Source organism: Sphingomonas sp. CV7422, assembly GCF_027945725.1.
Classification (GTDB): Bacteria; Pseudomonadota; Alphaproteobacteria; order Sphingomonadales; family Sphingomonadaceae; genus Sphingomonas; species Sphingomonas kyungheensis.
Window position 1 is genome coordinate 14,963 of sequence record NZ_CP115902.1, and the last position, 21,173, is coordinate 36,135.

The 21,173-nt window shown below is 68.9% G+C and carries 20 protein-coding genes; 12 read left to right on the top strand and 8 right to left on the bottom strand.

Going from position 1 to position 21,173, the window contains the following annotated elements:
- The first annotated feature begins 23 nt into the window (after positions 1-23).
- Positions 24-182, top strand: coding sequence for a hypothetical protein (locus PBN85_RS18475; RefSeq protein ID WP_271301102.1), 159 nt, complete (start codon positions 24-26; stop codon positions 180-182).
- Positions 183-222: 40 nt separating this feature from the next.
- Here the strand turns inward: PBN85_RS18475 and PBN85_RS18480 are convergent, their stop codons facing one another.
- Positions 223-1,089, bottom strand: a complete 867-nt coding sequence (locus tag PBN85_RS18480; protein ID WP_271301103.1) for a GGDEF domain-containing protein — start codon at positions 1,087-1,089, stop codon at positions 223-225.
- 831 nt (positions 1,090-1,920) lie between these two features.
- On the opposite strand from PBN85_RS18480, the gene PBN85_RS18485 reads away from it, so the two are divergent.
- From PBN85_RS18485 to PBN85_RS18520, 8 genes are all read left to right on the top strand, one after another.
- A complete protein-coding gene (locus tag PBN85_RS18485; protein ID WP_051583402.1) occupies positions 1,921-2,232 on the top strand; it encodes a hypothetical protein in 312 nt (103 codons plus the stop codon).
- 10 nt (positions 2,233-2,242) lie between these two features.
- A complete protein-coding gene (locus tag PBN85_RS18490) occupies positions 2,243-3,004 on the top strand; it encodes a hypothetical protein (RefSeq protein WP_271301104.1) in 762 nt (253 codons plus the stop codon).
- Positions 3,005-3,014: 10 nt separating this feature from the next.
- A complete protein-coding gene (locus PBN85_RS18495) occupies positions 3,015-3,374 on the top strand; it encodes a Rap1a/Tai family immunity protein (RefSeq protein ID WP_271301105.1) in 360 nt (119 codons plus the stop codon).
- Positions 3,375-3,534: 160 nt separating this feature from the next.
- A complete protein-coding gene (locus PBN85_RS18500; RefSeq protein ID WP_271301106.1) occupies positions 3,535-3,981 on the top strand; it encodes a DMT family transporter in 447 nt (148 codons plus the stop codon).
- 719 nt (positions 3,982-4,700) lie between these two features.
- Positions 4,701-6,863 carry a TonB-dependent receptor gene (locus PBN85_RS18505; RefSeq protein ID WP_443026794.1) on the top strand — a complete coding sequence of 721 codons (2,163 nt, stop codon included), beginning with the start codon at positions 4,701-4,703 and terminating at the stop codon, positions 6,861-6,863.
- A 310-nt stretch (positions 6,864-7,173) separates the two neighbouring features.
- A complete protein-coding gene (locus PBN85_RS18510; RefSeq protein WP_271301107.1) occupies positions 7,174-8,937 on the top strand; it encodes an aspartyl protease family protein in 1,764 nt (587 codons plus the stop codon).
- A 252-nt stretch (positions 8,938-9,189) separates the two neighbouring features.
- Positions 9,190-9,465, top strand: coding sequence for a BrnT family toxin (locus tag PBN85_RS18515; RefSeq protein ID WP_037533963.1), 276 nt, complete (start codon positions 9,190-9,192; stop codon positions 9,463-9,465).
- Positions 9,452-9,679 (top strand): BrnA antitoxin family protein, encoded by a 228-nt coding sequence (locus PBN85_RS18520; RefSeq protein WP_271301108.1) that lies wholly within the window; start codon positions 9,452-9,454, stop codon positions 9,677-9,679. Before PBN85_RS18515 ends, PBN85_RS18520 begins: the two co-directional genes overlap by 14 nt.
- A gap of 38 nt (positions 9,680-9,717) precedes the next feature.
- Here the strand turns inward: PBN85_RS18520 and PBN85_RS18525 are convergent, their stop codons facing one another.
- The 3 genes from PBN85_RS18525 to PBN85_RS18535 all read right to left on the bottom strand — a co-directional run bounded on the left by PBN85_RS18525 (position 9,718) and on the right by PBN85_RS18535 (position 15,048).
- The gene (locus PBN85_RS18525; RefSeq protein ID WP_271301109.1) at positions 9,718-12,795 is read right to left on the bottom strand and encodes a TonB-dependent receptor domain-containing protein; all 3,078 of its coding nucleotides are present in this window, start codon (positions 12,793-12,795) and stop codon (positions 9,718-9,720) included.
- Between the two features lie 921 nt (positions 12,796-13,716).
- Entirely contained in the window at positions 13,717-14,358 is a 642-nt protein-coding gene (locus tag PBN85_RS18530; protein WP_271301110.1) for a helix-turn-helix domain-containing protein, read from the bottom strand.
- Between the two features lie 60 nt (positions 14,359-14,418).
- Entirely contained in the window at positions 14,419-15,048 is a 630-nt protein-coding gene (locus PBN85_RS18535) for a hypothetical protein (RefSeq protein WP_271301111.1), read from the bottom strand.
- Here PBN85_RS18535 and PBN85_RS18540 point away from each other — a divergent pair.
- From PBN85_RS18540 to PBN85_RS18550, 3 genes are all read left to right on the top strand, one after another.
- Positions 15,047-15,319 (top strand): hypothetical protein, encoded by a 273-nt coding sequence (locus PBN85_RS18540; protein ID WP_271301112.1) that lies wholly within the window; start codon positions 15,047-15,049, stop codon positions 15,317-15,319. The genes PBN85_RS18535 and PBN85_RS18540 overlap by 2 nt on opposite strands.
- A 548-nt stretch (positions 15,320-15,867) precedes the next feature.
- Positions 15,868-16,092 carry a hypothetical protein gene (locus PBN85_RS18545; protein WP_132910655.1) on the top strand — a complete coding sequence of 75 codons (225 nt, stop codon included), beginning with the start codon at positions 15,868-15,870 and terminating at the stop codon, positions 16,090-16,092.
- 205 nt (positions 16,093-16,297) lie between these two features.
- Entirely contained in the window at positions 16,298-17,605 is a 1,308-nt protein-coding gene (locus tag PBN85_RS18550; RefSeq protein WP_271301113.1) for a chloride channel protein, read from the top strand.
- Positions 17,606-17,946: 341 nt separating this feature from the next.
- Here the strand turns inward: PBN85_RS18550 and PBN85_RS18555 are convergent, their stop codons facing one another.
- From PBN85_RS18555 to PBN85_RS18570, 4 genes are all read right to left on the bottom strand, one after another.
- Positions 17,947-18,960 (bottom strand): alpha/beta fold hydrolase, encoded by a 1,014-nt coding sequence (locus PBN85_RS18555; protein WP_271301114.1) that lies wholly within the window; start codon positions 18,958-18,960, stop codon positions 17,947-17,949.
- Between the two features lie 57 nt (positions 18,961-19,017).
- Positions 19,018-19,170, bottom strand: a complete 153-nt coding sequence (locus PBN85_RS18560; protein WP_153810796.1) for a hypothetical protein — start codon at positions 19,168-19,170, stop codon at positions 19,018-19,020.
- 212 nt (positions 19,171-19,382) lie between these two features.
- Positions 19,383-20,198 (bottom strand): hypothetical protein, encoded by an 816-nt coding sequence (locus PBN85_RS18565; protein WP_271301115.1) that lies wholly within the window; start codon positions 20,196-20,198, stop codon positions 19,383-19,385.
- Positions 20,158-21,153, bottom strand: a complete 996-nt coding sequence (locus PBN85_RS18570; RefSeq protein WP_271301116.1) for a GGDEF domain-containing protein — start codon at positions 21,151-21,153, stop codon at positions 20,158-20,160. The genes PBN85_RS18565 and PBN85_RS18570 overlap by 41 nt, the downstream gene beginning before the upstream one ends.
- Positions 21,154-21,173 lie beyond the last annotated feature (20 nt).

Sequence of the window (21,173 nt, forward strand, 5' to 3'; positions counted from 1 at the left end):
ATGACCATGCAATAATCGCTAAGTTGACGCTGACAAGCCTGTTCTTCACTTGTCGAGATCAAGCAATGCCGCGCCGCAATGTCGTCGTGGTGCCAGCGTGGGACAACATGATGCAAAGCTTTGGCGGCAGCAGCTATCGAACAATCGTGGAACAGCCGGGCGATCGGCCGGGTCGCGACTAGCGCCGCGGGCGCGGTAATATTTGATGCAAGCGGCGGCGACTCAGGCGACGAAACGCCACTGGCCCTTGCCGTGGCGTTTGGCGGCGTACATCGCGCGGTCGGCGGCGGCGAGCGCGAAGGCGACGCCGGGTTCGTGGCTGAGCGCCGCGCCGAGGCTGCACGTCGCCGGCACGCGCGCGCCGGCGAGCGCGGTGGCGACGCGGTGGTGGATGTCGGCGACGCGCGCCTCGGCGCATCCGTCGTCCGCGGCGAGGCAGAAGGCGAGCTCGTCGCCCCCGATCCGCGCGGTCGCATCGCCGGGGCGCAGCGCGCCGCGCAACGCGCCGGCGGCGACGCAGAGGATCTCATCACCGGTGGCATGGCCGTGCACGTCGTTGATCCGCTTGAAATCGTCGAGGTCGATCAGGCCGTAGAGCAGGCCTCGCGCCTGGCGCGCGATCTGCCGGCTCTCGATCGCAAAGGCACGGCGGTTGCCAAGGCCGGTGAGCGGATCGATCCGCGCCTGATCGTGTGCGCGGTCGAAGGTGCGCCGGAACGCGCCGACCAGCAGGATGAGGAAGCCGACCCCGGCGATCCGCATCGCCGCATTCCAGATCGCGATCCCCGTCGGCACGTGCGACGCCTGCGCCGACAGGCCATCGCCGAAGCCGTTGATCGCCAGCGTCGTCGCCACCGCCAGCACCCCCGAGACGAGCCCCCAGCCGCCGCCCAGGCACCAGGCGGTGAAGCAGAGCGGCACCAGATAGAGCGTGTTGAGCGAGACGAGCCGGCCGGTCGCCGCATCGAGCAGCACGACCACCGCCCAGGCCGCGGCGAGGCCCGGGACGGTCTGCCGCGCCGGCAGGCCGGCCGTCCATTCGAGCATCCGCTCGAGCGGCGAGCGCAGCGCAGGGGCGGGGGATGACATGCCCGCCCCCTAACCGTCAGTGGTTAACGGATCGGACGCCACGTGCGGTCGCGGGGCGGGAAAAACGCCTCGCCGCGCGGGTTGGCGCAGGCGAGGCTACCCGGCCTTGGGGGGCACCGAGCGTCAGCGTTCCTGACGCTTATTCCTTAACGGAACGTAAAAATGGCGTCTGTACCGGCCTTTACCCCGCATGCCCCAAAGCTGCGCGTTCGCCGGGCAGGCGCCTGGGTTCGCGCGGAGGCGCGGAGGCGCAGCGACGACGTGCTGGGGACGCGCCGCGGCTTTCCGGGCCTCCCGGAGGCGGCTGCGCCGCAAAGTGCACGCGAAGCCGCGGAGCCGCGAGGATGTCGCGCGCGCCGCCCGTCTTCTCCCAGCCGTCACACGGCGCGACGCTTCCTCCCACGAGCCTCCCCGCGCCTCCGCGTGCCCCTGCTCTTCGCGGCTTCGCGTGAATCATTGCCCCCCTGATCGGAGCAGCCGGAGATTGGCTCACGCGGAGGCGCGGAGGCGCGGAGACCGTGTTTGGGGAGCGGCGTGGCTTTCCGGCGTATCGTGCAAGGCGGCTGCCGCAGGGTCGTGTGAGGCCGAATGGCAGGCACGCGGGCGCATTCCCCCGGCTCCGCGTCCTCCGTGCCTCTGCGCGCGCCCTCATCCCCCGCGACGGGCCATCGGTTCGGACATGCAACGATCCGCGGGTCGCCTCGTTATACCGTTGCGACAGCGCGCAAATCCGCGGCATGCCCGCCGCAGACTTGGCACGCTTCGCCGGATATCGATTGTCAGCGTCGTTAACGCTGCGCTGTCTGCCGCTTCCTTATCGGAGGGTAACTTATGCGTCTGAATATCGCCAAATCGTCTGCGGTCGTCCTGATCCTCGCCGGAGCGGGCACGCTCGGCGGCTGCGCGACCAAGGGGTTCGTCCGCGAACAGATCGCCACCGTCAACACGCGCATCGATGGCATGGACGGCCGCCTTCGCACCGTCGAGGGCACGTCGGGCCAGGCGCTCGCCCAGGCACAGGCTGCCGCGGGTCAGGCGCAGCAGAACGGCCAGCGCATCGACCAGCTCAACGGTCGCGTCGACGGGCTCGACCAGCAGGTGCAGCAGCAGGCGCAGCAGCGCGCGCGTCGTCCGCGCGGCTGATCGCTTGCGGATGCGGCGGGCGGCGCCCCCACGCGGCGACTGGCGCTGGCCGGCGCTCGCCGCGATCCTCGCGCTCGTCGCCCCGGTCGAGGCCGCGCCGGCCGCCCAGGCGCGCGCGGTCAAGGCCGGCGCCAGGGTAGCGGCCAAGGCCAAGGTCAAGGCGAAGTCCAAGGCCAAGCCGCAGACCGCGGCGACGCCGGCCTTCGTCCCGGTGCCGTCACCCGCGGCGGCACAGGTGATCGCCTGGATCGCCGCGGCGCAGGACAATGTCGGCCTGCCCTATGCGGTGATCGACAAACAGCAGGCGGCGCTGTTCCTGTTCGACGCCGATGGCACGCCGCGCGGCGCGACGCCGGTGCTGCTCGGCATCGGCGTCGGCGATGAATCCTCGCCCGGCGTCGGCGCCAAGCGGCTCGAGGAGATCGGCCCCGCCGAGCGCACCACCCCGGCGGGACGGTTCGTCGCCAAATTCGGCCGCGCCTTCGGCAACCAGCGCGTGCTGTGGGTCGATTATGCCAATTCGGTCGCGCTGCATGCGGTGATCACCACCCACAAGAGCGAACATCGCGTCGCGCGGCTGCTGTCGCCGACCCCGGACGACAATCGCATCAGCTTCGGCTGCATCAACGTCGGCACGTCCTTCTATACCAAGACGCTGCGGCCGCGCTTCACCGGCAAGGGCGGCATCGTCTACATCCTGCCCGACACGCTGCCGCTCGATACCGTCTTCCCGCGGCTGCGGCTGCTGCCCTATCTCGGCGCGCCGGCATGAGGAGGATGCGATGCTGCTGCTGCTGACGCTCGCGCTGCTCGCTGCGGCGGACCGCCCGGTGGTGGTGAGCGCGCTGACCACCGGCCAGCTCGCCGCGCAATGCCAGGGCAAGGACAAGGACCCGACCGCGAGCTTCTGCACCGGCTATATCCTCGGCGTGTTCGACACTTTGTCGGTGGCGCGGCAGATCTGCCCGTCGCCGGAGCGCGCGTCGAACATCGCGGTACTCGCCGCGGCGCGCAAATATCTGCGCAAGCATGACGACAGCGATGCCGCCCCGTCCTTCGTGATCCGCGCCGGCCTGCGCGAGGCCTTCCCCTGTCCGGTCAAGACACCGCCGCGGACCAAGACCCGCAGGACGCGTAAATAGGTACGCTATAGTGTCGTTGTCGGGCCGGATCGCACGCTGATACTACAGCGATCGTGTCCTATTACCGCCGATTATTTTATCGGGCGGGTGCAACATTTGCGATCGGCCTGGGGTTGGTGGGCGAGCGCGGACCTGCGCCGCAACCGATGGACATGATGCGATGAATGCAGCCTGGGCATTTCCCTTCATCTTCGTCGCCGGCATGTTGCAGGCGGCCGGCGCGGCGATGGGCGGCGAGCTCAACAAGTCGCTGCACAATCCGTGGCTGGCGACCTCGCTGTCGTTCCTGCTGGTGCTGTTCGTCACCGCGGCGCTGTTCGTCTGCATGCCCAAGCCGCTGCCGACGGTCGGCGATTTCGCGGCGATGCCCTGGTGGGCGCCGCTCGGCGGCATCGTCGGCGCGGTCGCGGTGTTCGCCGGCTTCACCTTCATCCAGACGCTCGGCGCCGGCCCGGTCAACGGCGTGACGATCACCGCCAACATCCTCGCCAGCCTAGCGATCGACCATTTCGGGCTGCTGCGCATGGAACAGCATGCGATGAACCCGATGCGCTTCGCCGGCGCGGTGCTGATGATCGCGGGGGTGACGCTGATCTCGAAATTCTGACACGCGCCGGGCGGCTCACGCAGAGACGATCGGTGCGCGCAGAGGCGCGCAGGTCGCAGAGCGGGGCGTGGGGTCGCGGCTTGCGTGACCGCATCCGGCGCCAGCCGCTGTCTCCTTCCGGGGGAAGCCACGCCATTGCCCCACATGCAACGCCTCCGCGCCTCCGCGCCTCCGCGTGACCAAAATCCGGCCGCCGCTGATCGTCGGGAGGAGAGGGTTCACGCGACGACACGAAGACGCGACGAAAAGGGGTTCACGCGGAGGCGCGGAGGCGCGGAGGGGTGCGCGCAGGAGGGACGTGCCGCCCTGCAACGGCTGGAGGGAGCAGAGCCCTGCGCTGACGCGCGCCCTTTTCGCGGCTTCGCGTGACCGTCATGCGACGCCAGCCGCCGCCCCGGGAGCCATATCCTCGCTGCGCCCTCCGCGCCTCTGCGCGAACCCCAAACGAAGGTCGAGAAAAAGCCCGTCCCGGCGGCGGGCCGGGACGGGCGCCAAGGCTGTATAGTCGATGTCTGAGAGGCCGAGGCCCATCGACTCATCCCGCCAGTCTGCGACAAGTTCAGCGCGCGTTCAACTGCGCGATGTGGCGCGGTGCGACCGGTGCATTCGCCTAACATTCCGATGAATAATCCGTCATGCTGGTTGGTTCGGCTTGCCCGCGGCCGGCGCGGGGTGCAGGGCCGCGGGCGGGAGAGGTAACTTTATATCATGAGGTTTCGATGCGCCCGCTGATCGTGACGATGTTGCCGCTGCTGCTCCCCGCCGTCGCCCATGCCCAGACCGGGGCCGCGACCGGCGCACCGGCCCAGACTAGCGCGGATCCCGCCACCGCGCCGGCACCGGCCGATCCCGCCCCGGCGAAGGACATCGTCGTCACCGGCCAGCGGCTCGACGCGGCGCGCGCGCATATCCAGCCGAGCCTCGGCGCGACCAGTTACGAGATGACCAGCGCGACGATCCAGGCGCTGCCCGGCGGCGAGAACCAGCAGTTCAACCAGGTGCTGCTCCAGCTGCCCGGCGTGGTGCAGGACGGCTTCGGCCAGTTCCACGTCCGCGACGATCACAACGGCCTGCAATATCGCATCAACGGCACCGTCCTGCCCGAAGGGCTGGCGGTGTTCGGCCAGACGCTGTCGCCGCGGCTCGTCGACCGGCTCGAATTGCTCACCGGTGCGCTGCCCGCGCAATATGGCCTGCGCAGCGCCGGGATCATCGACATCACCACCAAGAGCGGGCTGTTCCACAACGGCGGCACCGTCTCGCTCTACGGCGGCAGCCACGACACGATCGAGCCGAGCTTCACCTATGGCGGCTCGACCGGGCGGACCAATTACTTCGTCTCGGGCGACTATCGCCATGACGCGCTCGGCATCGAGAGCGTCGACGGGCGCTCGAACCCGGTGCACGACGACACCGACCAATATCAGGGCTTCGCCTATGTCGATCACATCCTGAACGACAACAACCGCGTCTCGTTCGTCGGCGGTTATTCGAACCAATGGTTCCAGATCCCCGATCCGGTCGGCGCGCAGCCCGACGGCAGCTGGTCGGTCGGCGGGCGCACCGCCTATCCGAGCGAGGCGCTGAACGAGCGCCAGCTCGAACGCACCGGCTTCGGCCAGCTCAGCCTGCTCCACGATGCCGAGCCGCTGACCATCCAGGCGTCGGTGTTCGCGCGCTATTCGTCGCTGCGCTACCGGCCCGACCTGCTCGGCGAATTGCTGTTCAACGGCCAGGCGCAGGCGGCGCTCAAGCAGGATTTCACGATCGGCGCGCAGGGCGACGCGGTCTATCATCTCGGCAGCGCGCATACGCTGCGCGGCGGCCTGCTGGTCAGCCGCGACCGCAGCACCAGCGCGACGCAGACCAGCGTCTTCCCGGTCGACGACAGCGGCGCGCAGGCGGGCGAGCCGATCGTCCTCGCCGATCGCGCCGCCAAGACCGCGGTGACGCTCAGCCTCTATCTGCAGGACGAATGGAAGCTCGCGCCGACGCTGACGCTCAATTACGGCGCGCGCTACGATCATTACGCCGGCTATCGCACCGAGCAGCAGCTTTCCCCACGCGCCAATCTGGTGTGGCAACCCGACAGCCGCTTCACCGGCCATATCGGCTATGCGCGCTATTTCGTGCCGCCCCCGTTCGAGAATGTCGCGGTGACCAGCGTCGCCGCGCTCGCCGGCACCAGCGCCTATCCCGAGGTCACCACCGACACGACGCCGTTCGCCGAGCGCCAGCATTATTTCGACGCCGGCTTCCAGATCAGGGCGGACGCGCATCTCACCTGGGGCATCGACGCTTATTATCGCATCTCCAAGAACCTGATCGACGAGGGCCAGTTCGGCGCGCCGATCATCCTGACGCCGTTCAACTATGCGCAGGGGCGGATCGGCGGGATCGAGGCGAACGCCAGTTACGCGCGCGGCCCCTGGAGCCTCTACGCCAATTTCGCCGCGGCCAAGGCCAAGGGACGCGACATCGTCTCGAGCCAGTTCAGCTTCTCGGCCGACGATCTCGCCTATATCGCCGGTCATTACATCTATCTCGACCACGACCAGAGCTACACCGGCTCGGGCGGCCTGTCCTATGCGCTGCGCACGGGCGCGCTGGCGGGGAGCAAGATCGGCGGCAGCCTGCTCTACGGCTCTGGGCTGCGCACCGACGGCGCGGTGCCCAATGGCGCGAAACTGTCGCCCTATGCGCAGGTCAATCTCACCGCGAGCCACCATTTCGCCGCGCCCGACGTCGACGTGCGCTTCGACGTGATCAACGTCGCCGACCATAAATACGAGATCCGCGACGGCGGCGGCGTCGGCGTCGGCGCGCCGCAATACGGCCCGCGGCGGGGGTTCTTCGTCGGGGTGAGCAAGGCGTTCGGCTGAGGGGCGGTAGTCCCGCGTGAAGGCGGGACCGCCGTGGACGTCGGTGTCGATGCGCGATGTCACCGTGTTCCTGCGCAAGCAGGAACCCAAGGTCAAGCAGAGCAACGACTGACACTCTTTACGACCCTGGGCTCCTGCGTGCGCAGGAGCACTGGCGTGGTGTCGCAGGAGTCTTTGAAAGCGGGAGCATGGGTGGCCGCGCTTATCCGCCCACTCCGGCCGGATCCCTGACGCCTTTGTCATTTGCGTTAACGCCCGCAGCGACAGCATCCTTCGTCCGCCCCCGCGCCCGGCGGGGAAGGAGACCCGCATGTCCGTCCGGCCCCCGTCGCTCGCCCGTGTCGTCGCCGCGCTGTTCGCGCTCGCCGCGCCGGGCACCGCCTGGGCGAAATGCGAGGTGGCGCAATTCGCCGAGCTCAAGGTGGCGATGGTCGGCGAGAAACCGATGGTCGACGCGACCGTCAACGGCCAGCCGGTGCGCTTCGTCGCCGACAGCGGCGCCTTCTTCAGCAGCATCTCGCCTGGCTATGCCAGGCAACTGGCGCTGCCCTTGTCGATGCTGCCGCCGCAATTCGTGGTCCGCGGCATCGGCGGCAGCACGCAGGCCGATCTCGCACGGGTCAGGACGCTGACGCTCGCCGGCATTCCGCTGCACGACGTGCCGTTCATCGTCGGCGGCAGCGAGGTCGGGCCGGGGGCGGGGCTGCTCGGCCAGAACGTGCTCGGCCTCGGCGATGTCGAATATGACCTGGCGCATGGCGCGATCCGGCTGCTCCACCCCAAGGGCTGCGCGCACGAGGATTTCGCCTATTGGGCGGCGGGGCGGCCGGTGTCGATCCTGACCATCCTGCCGCGCGACGCGCACCAGCCGCACACCATCGCCACCGTGCTGCTCAACGGCGCCAAGATCCGCGCGATGTTCGACACCGGCGCGAGCACCACCATGCTGTCGCTGGCCGCGGCGGCGCGCGCCGGCGTGACGCCGGACAGCCCCGGCGTCATCCCCGCCGGCTACAGCCGCGGCATCGGCCGCCATATCGTCAAGACCTGGCTGGCGCCGTTCGATGCCTTCGCGATCGGCGGCGAACAGATCAACCACAGCAAGCTGCGCATCGGCGATCTCGGCATGGACGACGTCGACATGCTGATCGGCGCCGATTTTTTCCTGTCGCACCGCGTCTACGTCGCCAATGGCGAGCATCGCCTGTTCTTCACCTATGACGGCGGGCCGGTGTTCAACGTCAATCCGGCGCATGCGGTCGATGCCAGCGGCGCGGCGCTGGCGGTGCCGGTGGCGACGGCCGATGCCAAGGACGATGCCGGGCTGGCGCAGCGCGCGATGGTGTTCGCCGCGCGCCATCAATATGCGCAGGCCGACGCCGATCTCAGCGCGGCGATCCAGCTCGCACCGCAGCAGGGCCATTATTATTACCAGCGCGCGACGGTGCGGCTGATGGAGCATCAGACCGGCGCGGCGCATGACGATCTCGACCGCGCGCTGGCGCTCGCCCCCGACGATGCCGAGGCGCATGTGCTGCGCGCGCGGATGCGGCTGGCGGCGCACGACCTCCCCGCCGCGAGCGACGATATCGCGGCGGCGGATCGCGCCGCGCCGGCGGCGTCCGACCTGCGGCTGACGCTCGGCGCGCTCTATGGCGACATCGACCAGTTCGACCGCGCGATCGCGCAGTTCGACGGCTGGATCCGCATCCATCCCGACGACAGCCGCAAGCCGGTCGCGCAGAACGACCGCGCCTGGGTGCGCGCGCTCGCCGGGCGCGACCTGCCCGCCGCTTTGTCCGACGCCGACAGCGCGATCCACCAGCGTCGCGACAATGCCCGCTTCCTCGACACGCGCGGGCTGATCCGGCTGCGGATGGGCGACTATGACAAGGCGGTGGCCGATTATACCGCCAGCATCGCGCTCAGCCCGCGCGACGCCTGGTCGCTCTACGGCCGCGGCCTCGCCGAACGCCACCTCGGCCAGACCGCCGCGGCCGACGCCGATATCGCCGCGGCGCTGCACATCGCCCCCCATCTCGACGAACGCTTCCGCGGCCTCGCAATCAGCTGAGCGCGCGGGCGGACGGGTTCACGCGGAGGCGCGGAGGGGCGGAGGGGATACGTATCCGCCCCGGCTCTGCTTCCCTCTTGCAGATGACCGGGCGCCGCCAGCCTCACGCACTTTCTCCGCGCCTCCGCGCCTCCGCGTGAACCATCGTCTTCCCGGGGACGGCGGGGGGGGGGGGGGGGGGGCGACCTCGCATCCCCTCGCGTCATTGTCGCATCGCGTGGGGCGGATAGCTTTTCTGTCTACGTACAGTCGATGCAGGTTGAGTTCGATCCGGCGAAAGACGTCCGCAACATCGCCCGTCACGGCGTATCCTGGCACAGTGCCGCCCAGTTCGACTGGAGCAGCGCGCTCGAACGCGAAGACGACCGCTATGATTATGGTCACCGCCGCTTCGTCGCGCTCGGCCTGATCGCCGAGCGCGTGCATGTGCTGGTGTTCACCCCTGGCTCGCACGACGGCGCGGTGCGGGTGATCAGCCTGCGGCGGGCGGAACCGCATGAAGCGAGATTCTATCTTGGCCAGATTTGACCCGGCGATCCACGACGACAATCCGCCGATGGACCTCGCCTTCATGATCGCGATGGCGCCGTCGCACCGGCGCGGCCTGCCGCATGCGCCGACGGTCGAGGTGCGGCTGCGCCTCGACATGCGGACGGTCGATCATCTGCGCCGCGCCGGACCCGGCTGGCAACTCCGCCTCGATGCGCTGCTCGCCCGGTTGATCGCGGCCGGGGACATCTGAAAGATGCCCCCCGGCCATGACCGGGGGGACGGATATCATCAGAAGTTGATCGTCGTCCCGATCGCGATGTTGCGGCCGAGCGAATCGTAGCGCTGCGGGATGGTGTTGCTGCGTGCCAGCGAGATATTGTACGAATCCGGCACGATCGGCGCGCTCTTGTCGAGCAGGTTGTTGGCGATCAGGCGCAGCGAGAACTGCTTCGCGATGGCGAAATTGAGCGCCAGGTCGAAATAGCTCTGCGGTGCGACGCGATAGTAATTGGTCAGCGCGCGCTCCGCGGTGCCGCCGATCGCCGCATCGCCCGAATTGTTGGCGTTGGTCAGCGAGCCGACATAGCGCCAGTTGAACGAGGCGCTGAAGCCCTTGTTGGCGGTGGTGTAGGTGGTGCGCAGGCCGTGGCTCCACTTGGGGATCAGCTGACCGCAGCCGTTGCCGTAATAGCCCGCGCAGTTGCGCTGCGGCTGCAGCGGCGAATCCTGCCCGCCGGCGAAGGTGGTCAGCGAGCCGTTGAAGCCGAAGTCGAGCCGGCCGATCGCATCGAGATCGAGCGCATATTGCGCCTGGAAGTCGTAACCGCGCGCGATCGACGTGTAATAGTTGGTCGTGCCCTGGCGGATATAGCCGCTGGTCGCGTTGCTGTCGGTGGTGAACAGCGTGCCGTTGGCGTTGCGGACGATGCCCTGGCAGAAGAACTGGTCGCCGCCCGAACGCAGGCAGCCGTCGGTGTAATAGCTATAGTCGTTATAGCCGAGCGAATTGTCGATCTTGATCCGGTAGCGGTCGACCGAGAAGACGAGGCCCTTGACGAAGCGCGGCTTGACCACCAGCCCGTAGGTCTGGGTGTAGGCGGTCTCGGGATCGGCGGTGAAGCCGCCCGAGCGGACCGAACAGGCGGCGGTGCCGTTGGGCGAGGTGCCGTTGCTGCACAGCAGGGTCGTGCTGCCGTAGAGCGCGTCGGACAGGCCGGTGGCGCGGCACACCTCGCGCGAGGCGATCGGCGCGCCATAGCTCACGCCGGTCGCGGTGGTGGTGACGGTCGGCGCGCAGAAATCGTTGAACGTGCCCGAACCGCCCGCGGCGAACTCGATGTTGCTCGCCTGGCGGATCTCGACCACCGTCGGCGCGCGCTGCGCCTTGTTGAACGAGGCGCGGAAGGTCAGGTCGCGCACCGGCGCATAGACGCCCTCGATCTTCCAGGTGTTGAAGGTGCTCGGATTGCTGCTGTACTTCGACACGCGATAGCCGCCGTTGAGCTGGACCAGCTCGGCGAACGGCTTGTGCTCGATCAGCGGCGCCTGCACCTCGATATTGGCTTCCCAGACGTCCTGGCTGAGGTAGGTGTCGGTGCCGCCGAGCGCGCTGCGATAGGCGCTGTCGGCGCGCGACGACAGGGTGTCCTTGCGATATTCGGTGCCGAGCGCGATCGCGACGCCCTGTTCGGCGAACGGCGAGGTGATGCCGTATTTGCCGAGGTCGCCGGTCATGTTCGCCTGCACGTCGTACAGCGTGCCGGTGGTCACCGAGGTGCCGGTGCCGAACAGATAGTTGATCAGTGCGGGATCGGTGTTGCCGGCGCTGAAGATGTCGAACGGCACGCAGCCCGCCGCGCCGCTCGCGCAGCTCGGCGAGGCGGCGGTGCCGGTGACGTTGACGGCATTCTGCAGGCGGCCGGGGATGGCGAAGCTCGGGATATAATCCTGATGGTTGCGCGCATAGACGCCGCCCACGTCATAGGTCCAAGCATCGCCGACCTTGCCGCGGACACCGCCGGTCAGGCGGACGCCGGTGTTGACATAGGTGTCGGGCCGGTCGTTCATCTCGCCGAGGCGATAGGCGAGCGTGACGGGCACGCTGGTCGTGCCGGCGCCGCAGCCGATCGCGGTCGCCTGCGTCCCCGACAGATAGGGATTGGCGCAGCTGACGTTGACCGTGCCGGAGGCGATCGTCGGATAGTTGGTGTACGACTTGTCGCGGAACCAGATACCCGAGGCATAGAGCTCGGCCTCGGGCGCGATGTCGAGGCTGGCGAAACCGCCGGCATTCACCCGCTCGGACGGCCGCTGATAGGCATAGCCGCTGAAATAGTTGGAGGCGTTGCCGGCACCGGCCGCGAACGGCACGAAATTGCGCGTGCCATTCGGATTGTTGACGAACTGCGCGCCCTGATTGGCGCCCGACTGCGGCGTGATCAGGCCGCTTGTCGAGCTGCTCGGGGTGAGGCCGCACGACAGCGGGCCGTTGAGCTGCAGCTGGGTGATGTAGCAGCCCGCGTTGGAGCGCGAGGTCAGCGCCACTTCGTCGGTCTTGCGATAGTTGACGAAGCCGCTGAGGTGCAGCTTGTCGTCGAACAGCTTGGTGCCCGCGGTCAGCGTCAGGTCGGCACGGCCGCCGTCGTTGGTCAGGCCGCGCCGGCTGGTGAAGCCGGCGGCGCGCGCCAGCGGCGAGACGATCGTGTCCTTGTTGTTATGATTGTAGAAATTGTAATTGGCGTCGAGCTGGACGCCCTCGAAATCCTTCTTGAGGACGAAGTTGACGACGCCGGCGACCGCGTCCGAGCCATAGACCGACGAGGCACCGCCGGTCAGCACGTCGACGCGCTCGAGCAGCGAGGGCGGGATGATGCCGACGTCCTGGCCGTTCTGCGTGCCGAGCCGCTTGCCGTCGATCAGCACCAGCGTCCGCTCGAAGCCGAGGCTGCGCAGCTTGATGCGCTGGCGGCCGTCCGAATCGTTATAGGTCTGCTGGCTGTCGGGCGCGACCTGCGGCAGGCGGTTGAGCACGTCCTCGACGTTGACCGGCGCCTGGGCGCGGATGTCCTGCGCGGTGACCGAGGTGATCGGCGCGGCCGAGGTGACGTTGGGGCGGTTGATGCGCGTGCCGGTGACGACGATCTCGCCCGAGGCGGGCGCGTCGCCGGTCTGGCCGGCGATCGCCGCGGCGCGCGTGTCGGAGGCGACCGCGGCATCGGCGGCGGGCGTGGGATCGGTCTGCGCCGCGGCGGCGACGTTCGCATTGGGGGCGGGCGTGTCGAGCGGCGGCGTCTGCTGGGCGGCGGCGGGCAGCGCCCACACCCCCATCGCGGCGAGCAATGCGATACGCGAAACCGACTGAACCAAGACGCCTCTCCCTCTGACCCGGCGTCACGCGCCGGCTGTCCCTGCCGGCGCCCGTCAAATCGGGAACCAAATCAGGCCCTTACCAGACCTGAATAATACCAATTTCAAACTAAAGTAAATACACCTTGATCAACCGGCGAAAGGGTGGGTGATCCATCAGGGGCAGCCGTTGCGGCGGATGCGGTCGGCTTTCTCGGCGCGGTCGCGGGCTCGGTCCCAGGGCTCAGGTGGCGCGGGGGGCAGGGCGGATGGCCGGGGCGGAATGCCCTCGCGCGCGCCGGCGAGGCGCATCGACCAGCGGCGCAATCGAGTGCCGACGCCGGCAAGCCGGTTGCGCGCTGTCGACATTTCTAGCCCCCTTCGCCGGCGCGCGTGATCGGCCGGTCTCTCCCCCGTGCGATAGCGCCGGAGATCAGAGCGCTTACGCCACGATTGGGATCGTGTCGTCACCAGCCGATCGGGACGCGACGGCGGCCCCTAAGCTGTTCCTGTTACACGTCTCTGACAGGGTCGATGACAAGCGCGTCATCTCTGTACCATCGCGAGACAGAGGCGCAGAGGGCGCAGGGGCATGGCCCGTGCGGCGTCAGCCGCTGACCCGCTCCCGACGAAGCCACTCCGCTTCCTCGTACACAACCCCCTCCGCGCCTCCGCGTGAACCACGGCCCGGGTGACTGTCGCAGGACGTCGATGAGCCACGCGAAGGCGCGAAGACACGAAGAGAAGAGGGTTCACGCGGAGGCGCGGAGGCGCTGTGCGGGAGGAAGTGTTCCGCCCGGCAATGATGGCGGGAGGTGCGCTGGCGCGCGAGCGGCTTCGCGTCTTCGCGGCGTCGCGTGAATCTTGTGCGGCGTCAGCCGCTTCCACGCCCCCGACATGCCACGCCGTCGCGCCAAGCCTCTGCGCGAACCATCGGCGGCGCTAGGAAAGCGGGGCGAGGGCGGCGGTCAGCAGGCGTTCGATCGTGGCGAGGCCGGCGTGGCCGAGCTGGATCAGCCCCGATCCGTCGCGCGGCGCGACGAAGCCGTGCTGGACGAGGACGCGCAGCCAGCGCTCGACCGAGCCGGGGCTCAGCGTCGTCGCCGCGGCGACGTCGGCGAGCGTCGCCGGCCGGCCCTCCGCCTCGGCGAGATAGAGCGCGAGCAGGATCAGCCCGGGATAATCGCCGAAGAGGTCGCGACCCCAGGCCTCCATCCGCAGCGCATAGAGATGGCGCAAGCGCAGCGCCGCCTGCCACAGCCGCTGCGGCGTCGCGCTCGCCTCCTCGACCCACGACAGCGTCGAGACGAGCAGCCCCGCCGCGTCGAAGCGCGAGACGAGCAGGTCAACCGCGACGATCCCGCCGTCGGGCCGCCAATAATGTTTGCGCAGCTGCGTCGGCGCCGCCTTGTCGACCAAGGTGGCGAGCATCGCCGCGCTCTTAGCGAGATCGTCGGCGACGGTGATCGAGCGGTAGGAGGCGCCAATCAGATCGGCATGCGGGCGTTGCAGCAACCGGCAGAAGCCGCTGTCGGCGCCAAGGATGATACCGGTGGTGGTCGAGACGCAATGCGCAACCGGCATCCCGGCTCCTCAGATTCGCGGCAACACGCCGGTTTGTGGACGGTTAGTACGCTAAGTAGCTTAGCAAAAGAAATTGGCGATCACGTCCCTGATGTGTACGTCATCATTATGCTGGACGATCTCGGCGTAGAGCAGATTGCGCTCGACCAGCATGGCGCCGCGCTCGTGGCGTTCCTGGATCATCGCCTTGCCGCGACGCTTCGAGAAATCGACGAACCAGATCGCCAGCGGCACCGTCACGCAGGTGGCGATCATCATCGATCCGAGCACCCCGCGGACCGCCTTGTCCCAAGCCCGCGCGACCTCCGGAACGTAGGGCACGTAGCCCATGATCGTGCGGTGCAGGCTGTTGTCCGGCATGCGCAAGTCGACCTGCTTCAGGTTGTCGAGTGCGACCCAGTTCCACAGGCTCGAGAGGATCCGCATGCAGATGAGCTGCACATTATTCTCGTCGAGGGTGATGGAGAGGATGATGACGTAGGCGAGGCCGAACACGCCGAGCCACATCAGGACGGGCAGTTTGGCCCCCTGCAGCCACATCAGCACCTGGGTGTTCAGGAGCTGCGAACCGCGGGTAAAATTGCCCGAGTTGCGGGGGGTGTCGCCACGCGAGGAATGGTGCTCCTGTGGGATCGCCAGGCGGTTGTTGCGGATGTCGCGCCGCACGCTCTTGGGATCATCGCGCGCCATGGTATCGCTCCATGCGGCGGTCCGTCTCGAGCACCAGTGTATCGCGCAGCTCTGGGTGTTCTTCCCGGATGATCGCGTCGAGCGCGACCTGGGTATATTCGGCGACGCGGAGGTGGCGCAGTTCGCTCGCCGAGAGCCTCGTTTCTCCGGCCAGAAAGCGATCGATCGCGAGGCGAATGAGATCGGCTACCGAGCGTTCTTGCTCGACAGCGACCCTCTCAAGCCGAGCCAGACTCTCCGGGTCAAACCGGACGGTCCGAGCATATTTTGATTGCCGCAATCCAACCTCCTAGCAGGGAGGATGGTGGGCACTGCGCGAGTTTTATTTAGCCGATCATCGAGGCACACGCAATGCTCGGGTGGCAATCGGACCAAGAAAGCGCACCCGAGCGCACCTGCCAAAGTGGCGGTTCTCTGCCAATTTTCAAACGGGTGCGGACGGGTTCACAAACGGGTTCGCTCGTACACGCACGCTCCATGCGGCTAAAGGCGCAGAAAACCTGGGAAAAAGGCAAGCGAAGCTTGCGTTCGGTGTGCTCTACTGAAGTCCCGATTCCTCTGTACTGCCTTGATCTTCTTGCACCTTCATCGAGGTCCGGTCTGTGTCCCGGTCATCCGCCGGGATCAACTCCGCCGGAAGGCGGAATAGCAGGTTCTGCGGGGCGCTTCGCGCCGGGGCGGTGAGGTGATGCCTAGGCTGTTTCATAGGTCGTTCTCCGGGGTTGCTCGCAGGTGCTGCGAGGTGGCTTCCAGATCTCGAGCGTGGCCGGTATAACGGTGTCGTTCAGAAGCCGATGAGCCTGACCGAAAGGCAACACTATGGCGAAGTCACTGGACGCTGAAATGGCCGCGATCGAAGCCGACGAGCGGAAGATCGCCGAGCGCCGTCAGGCGCATGCGGCGAGGCTCCGCGAGGCGGCTGTCGGAACGGTCGAGAGGGCAGGGCTGCTGAAGCTTCCGCTCGATCGACTTGAGGGGCTGATGAAGGCGGTGAAGACGCTGGGCGTCGACGAGGTGGAGAAGCGGCTCACGGCGACAGCCTGAGCCGGTTTGACACCGATGGTCACGGCGATGGCCGCACGGGGCTGCTACCCTGTGCGGCCATTCTCTTTTTGGCGAAAGTTGAGGCGCTGCCGTCGTCATTTTATTGTGCAAGAGATCTTGCTAGGAAGAGGTATCGGGATCGAGAAATTGATAATGGCAACTGCCACGGGGTGACGCCCGGCGGCGGCTGTGCCTAAGACGGATCATGGCTCATTCCCCCCGCCGCGGCCGTCGCTGGACCCCCGCGCGCTTCCGCGCGCTGCTGCGGGCGCGCGGGCCGACCTCGGTGCGCTTCCGCCAGCGGATCGCGGTGATCACCGGCGCGGTGGCGATCGGCGTCGTCGCGGTGCTGTTCGCCGAGCTGGCCGATACGACCTCGGCGCTGTTCGACGGCTTCGTCCGGCGCCAGCCGTGGCTGCCGCTGCTGTCGACGCCGCTCGGCTTCATGGCGCTGGTCTGGCTGACCCGCCGCTACGTGCCGCTGGCGCGCGGATCGGGCATTCCGCAGGTGATGGCGGCGCGCGACGATCCCGCCGCGGCGACCGGCAATCTGATCGCGGTCAAGACGGTGGCGGGCAAGGTGCTGCTGACGATGGGCGCGATCCTGTGCGGCGGCAGCGTCGGGCGCGAGGGGCCGACGGTGCAGCTCGCCGCGGCGGTGATGGGGGTCAGCCACCGGCTGATGCGGGTGACGCTCAAGAGCACGGTGGTGATCGCCGGCGGCGCGGCCGGCGTCGCCGCGGCGTTCAACACTCCGCTCGCCGGCGTGCTGTTCGCGATCGAGGAACTGGCCGCCGCCTATGAGCAGCGAATGACGCTGATGGTGCTCTCCTCGATCGTCATCGCCGGCATGGTCGCGCAGAGCCTGACCGGCAATTACGTCTATTTCGGCGTGATCGGCGCGCATATGTCGCTCGGCGCAGCGCTGGTGGTGGTGCCGGTGGCGGGGCTCGCCGGCGGCCTCGCGGGCGGCGCCTTCGCGCGGGCAATGCTGGCGCTCGCCAGCGGCCGGCACCGGCTGACGCGGTGGAGCAAGGCGCGCCCGGTGCTGTTCGCCGGCGCCTGCGGACTGGTCGTCGCCGCGCTCGGCGTCGCCACAGGCCTGACCTGGGGCACCGGCTACAGCGCGGCGCGCGGCATGATCGGCGGGGTCGACGCACCCTTGTGGTTCGGTCCCGCCAAGTTTGCCGCGACGATCGCCACCGCGGTGGCGGGGCTGCCCGGCGGCATCTTCGCCCCCAGCCTCGCGGTCGGCGCCGGCGTCGGCAACCTGCTGCGTGCGGTCTTCCCCGACGATCCGACCGGCGCGGTGGTGATCCTCGGCATGGTCGCCTATTTCACCGGCGTGGTGCGCGCGCCGCTCACCGCGGTGATCATCCTGTCGGAGACGACGGCGAGCCGCGGGCTGATGCTGCCGATGTTCGCCGCGGCGTTCATCGCCGACTGGGCGAGTCAGGCGGTCTGCCGCGAGAAGCTCTACCACGGCCTGTCGGCGACCTTTTCGCCGCATTGACCGTCTTAGTGTATTATATGGCTGACACACGTTGATTCAGGATGCTATGGCGTCGTTCGCCAGTGCTTCAGTACCCTGTGCCTGGCGATCCTTAGATGGACTCCTACGGCTGCCGCCCCATCGGCGGCAGCCGGATTCTTAGCGGAGCGGCCGTACAGAGCCGTGGCGGACGCAGAGGCGTGCGTCCGGCGGGGGTTCACGCGAAGACGCGAAGATGCTGCGCGCCAGCGCACCGCTCTCATCCCTCCAGCGGTGGCGGACAGGACGTCTCCTACCTCGCAACCTCTCCGCGCCTCCGCGCGAACTTCCTGTCTTCGCGGCTATGCGGCTTCGCGTGAATCTTACCCGCCGGCGGGCGAGGCAGCCCCGCGGCGCACCCGGGCGAAGCCGAGGGCGGCGAGCGCCAGCGCGGCGAGGCCGATCGCCACCGGGAGCCGGGCACCGGACGCGCGCTCCGGCGTATCGGCGAGGCGGGCAGGATCGCCCGCGAACAGCGCGAGCAGGTGGCGCGCGACCGCCGCGGGCGCCTCGCGCTGCGGGAAATGGCCAACCCCGGCGAGGCGGATGCGCGCGAACGGCCCGGCGAATTTGGCGGCAACATCGTGCGACGCCTCGGGCGGATTGACCCCGTCGGCGTCGCCCTGGATGTAGAGCGCGGGCAGGTCGAGCGTCGCGGTGGCGCGCACCTTGTCCTCGAGCCACTGGCTGCGCGGATCGGGGTGCGCCTCGCCCCAGCGCGCGCGATAGCTGTGCAGCGTGACGTCGACCCAGTCGGGATTGTCGAAGGCGCGCGCGACGCGGCGGAAGGTCGCCTCGTCGAACCAGCCCGGCGGCGACCAATTGACCCAGTGGCGATGCGCGAAGCCCTTGCGATCGTCGCGCACCGCCTGCGCGCCGCGCGCGGTCGCCATGAACCAGTGATACCATTGCCGCTGCGCCTGTTCGAATGACGGCGTCGGCATGCCGCCGAGCCGCGGCGGCGTCGACAGCATCGCCAGCCGCACCACCCGTTCCGGCCAGCCGACCGCGAGCGCCTCGGCGATGTTCGATCCCCAGTCGTGGCCGGCGACCATGACGCGGCGGATGCCGAGCGCATCGAGCAGCGCGATCGCGTCCATCGCCAGGATCGCGCTGTTGCCGGTGCGTGGCGCGGCGGCATCGACGAAGCGCGTCGCGTCGAAGCCGCGCAGCGTCGGCACGATGACGCGGAAGCCGGCATCGGCGAGCACCGGCGCGACCCGGTCCCAGGTCGAGGCATCGTCGGGCCAGCCGTGGAGCAACAGGATCACCGGGGCGCTGCGGCTGCCCTGGTCGTGATAATCGATGATGACATCGTCGCAGGCGATCGTCGGCATGCTCGGTCTCCCGCCGGATATGGCCGGATCAACCCCTTGATGCGACGGGCGTTCCGGTCAGTGGAGACTGGCGTGCGCGTCGCGCTTGACGCTGTCCTCCAGCGTCGCGATCGACTGGCTCACATAGACGGCGGGCAGCGCCAGCCCGAGCCGGTCGAGGATGCGCAGCGCATCTTCGAGCAACAGCAGCGCCTCGCGATCGTCGGCCATGTCGTCTTCCTCGTCGGACCCGGGCGATGGCCCGGCGTCACCCGCCATAGCAGGTCCGTCAGACGGTTCGGTGACGGCGGGATGAGGGGTTGTTCATCCGGTGGCCTCTTTGACCGTCACGGCGAGACAATCCTGCACCGCCCCCGACATGCGGGTCGCTGACGTCAAGTGCCTGCAACGCTTGGTGTAAGGCGTGCCGCCTTGCCGCCCGCTTACCCCGCGATCACGACCGTCGGTGTGGCGGCGGGGATGCGGGCGAGCGTCGCGGCATAGCCGGTGGGGACGCGCGCGATCTCGGCATCGGCCTGATCGAGGTCGCCGGTCGCCTGTTCGCGGTCGGGCGCGTGATGCCGGCGTTCGACCTCGCGCAGGATGTCGCGCAGCATGCGGACCAGTTGATGGACGTCGGCGACGACCGTTGCGGGATCGTTGGGGCCGCCGAGACCGGGCAGGGCGGCATGCGCCGGGGTCTGGCCCGTGCCGGTCGCGGCGGCGGTGTCGCCCTTGCCAGTGTCGCCGGTGGCGTCGTGCCGCGCCGCGGCGGCGGCAGGGCCGGCGGCGGCCTGTGCGGCGGGAGCGGGAGCGGCGGCCGTGGCGGGGGCCAGCGCGGCGGCGGCGGTGTCGGCGGGTCCGGCCTCGAACGGCGCGGCGGGATCGGTGGCGAGCGAGCCGCCGAGCGACAGGCCGCTGCCGCCGGCGCGGACATAATCGTCGACCGCGCGGGCGAGTTCGCGCGCGATCTGCACCGCCGCGGCGGCGAGCTTGCCGGAATCGCTGGCGTAGAGCAGCTTGAGCATATTGAGCCGCGCCTTGAGCTGGGCGATCTTGGCGGCGGCCTGCGCCTGTTCGGCGTGATGGTCGTGCTGCGCGGCGGCGACCGCGGCGAGCGTGCGGATCGCGGTGCACGCATCGGCGCGTGCCTGCCGGGTGCCGAACGCCGGATCGTCCTGCGCCGCCTGTGGCGCGATGTCACCGCGGGCCGACCGATCAGTCGGCGGGATCACCGATGCGATGCGGACTGGCTTCATGGACGTCATCCCGACTGTACCTGTCCATTATAGCCGAATCGGCGGCGACGCGGTCGCGCGCCGCGGCAAGATGCAGCCGCGCCTGTTCGAGCGAGGCGGTGGTCTCGTCGCCGCGGCCGACGACGATGCCGACCGAGGCGGTGACGGGGTCGATCGTCTCGCCGCTGCCGCGCAGCTTGAGCCGGCGCGCGTGGAAGGCGCGCAGCGCCTCGTCGGCGCGGGCGCGCGCCATGATCAGCGCGACGTCACGCATCACGACGATGAATTCATTGCCGCTCCACCGGATCAGCTCCTCGTCGGGGAAGCTCTGGCGCAGCGTCGCGGCGAAGGCGCTGAGCACGTTGTTGCCGACGGAACGGCCGTAGCGCGCGTTGATCCCCACCAGCGCGTCGGTCGCGAACAGCACCATCACATAGCTGCGCCCCGACAGCGCCACTTCCTGCAACAGCCGCTCGCCGCCCGCCTGGTCGAGCGCCGCGGTCAGCTCGTCGCGGCCGTTGTCGCGCCGCGGCGCGCCGCTGGCGAGCGTGTCGCGCAGCAGCGCGAGCTCGGCGCGCAGGTCGGCGAGCTCGCGCTCGGCCTGCACCAGCCGCGCAACGATTGCATCGGTATCGGCGGGGGTCGCCTGCGCCGCGCCGAGATCGGCGCCGAGCGCGCGGGTGACGTCATGCGCCTCGGCGGCGAGCGAGCCGAGCGCATCCGCCTGGCGTGCGACGCGATGCTCGCGCCACAGGATGTCGTCGGACCGGTCGCGGCAATAGAGGTCGACGAGCCGCGTCGCATCGGCGGCGGTGAGGCGCAGCCCGCCGTCGGTCGCTGCATCGATCTCGCGCGCAAGCGGCGAGCCCGGCGCCGCCAGATAGCGCGCGGCGAGATCGCGATAGACCTCGCTGGGCGGAAGGCGATGCTGTTCGAGAAAGGCCAGGGCCTCACGGGCCAGTTCAAACGCTGCCATCGGGCCTCTGCTTTCGACCG

Excerpts from the sequence above, each read along its gene's own strand:
- PBN85_RS18480 (WP_271301103.1), bottom strand. The coding sequence starts at position 1,089 with ATGTCATCCCCCGCCCCTGCGCTGCGCTCGCCGCTCGAGCGGATGCTC.
- PBN85_RS18485 (WP_051583402.1), top strand. The coding sequence starts at position 1,921 with ATGCGTCTGAATATCGCCAAATCGTCTGCGGTCGTCCTGATCCTCGCC.
- PBN85_RS18490 (WP_271301104.1), top strand. The coding sequence starts at position 2,243 with ATGCGGCGGGCGGCGCCCCCACGCGGCGACTGGCGCTGGCCGGCGCTC.
- PBN85_RS18495 (WP_271301105.1), top strand. The coding sequence starts at position 3,015 with ATGCTGCTGCTGCTGACGCTCGCGCTGCTCGCTGCGGCGGACCGCCCG.
- PBN85_RS18500 (WP_271301106.1), top strand. The coding sequence starts at position 3,535 with ATGAATGCAGCCTGGGCATTTCCCTTCATCTTCGTCGCCGGCATGTTG.
- PBN85_RS18505 (WP_443026794.1), top strand. The coding sequence starts at position 4,701 with ATGCGCCCGCTGATCGTGACGATGTTGCCGCTGCTGCTCCCCGCCGTC.
- PBN85_RS18510 (WP_271301107.1), top strand. The coding sequence starts at position 7,174 with ATGTCCGTCCGGCCCCCGTCGCTCGCCCGTGTCGTCGCCGCGCTGTTC.
- PBN85_RS18515 (WP_037533963.1), top strand. The coding sequence starts at position 9,190 with ATGCAGGTTGAGTTCGATCCGGCGAAAGACGTCCGCAACATCGCCCGT.
- PBN85_RS18530 (WP_271301110.1), bottom strand. The coding sequence starts at position 14,358 with ATGCCGGTTGCGCATTGCGTCTCGACCACCACCGGTATCATCCTTGGC.
- PBN85_RS18540 (WP_271301112.1), top strand. The coding sequence starts at position 15,047 with ATGGTATCGCTCCATGCGGCGGTCCGTCTCGAGCACCAGTGTATCGCG.
- PBN85_RS18535 (WP_271301111.1), bottom strand. The coding sequence starts at position 15,048 with ATGGCGCGCGATGATCCCAAGAGCGTGCGGCGCGACATCCGCAACAAC.
- PBN85_RS18545 (WP_132910655.1), top strand. The coding sequence starts at position 15,868 with ATGGCGAAGTCACTGGACGCTGAAATGGCCGCGATCGAAGCCGACGAG.
- PBN85_RS18550 (WP_271301113.1), top strand. The coding sequence starts at position 16,298 with ATGGCTCATTCCCCCCGCCGCGGCCGTCGCTGGACCCCCGCGCGCTTC.
- PBN85_RS18555 (WP_271301114.1), bottom strand. The coding sequence starts at position 18,960 with ATGCCGACGATCGCCTGCGACGATGTCATCATCGATTATCACGACCAG.
- PBN85_RS18560 (WP_153810796.1), bottom strand. The coding sequence starts at position 19,170 with ATGGCCGACGATCGCGAGGCGCTGCTGTTGCTCGAAGATGCGCTGCGC.
- PBN85_RS18565 (WP_271301115.1), bottom strand. The coding sequence starts at position 20,198 with ATGAAGCCAGTCCGCATCGCATCGGTGATCCCGCCGACTGATCGGTCG.
- PBN85_RS18570 (WP_271301116.1), bottom strand. The coding sequence starts at position 21,153 with ATGGCAGCGTTTGAACTGGCCCGTGAGGCCCTGGCCTTTCTCGAACAG.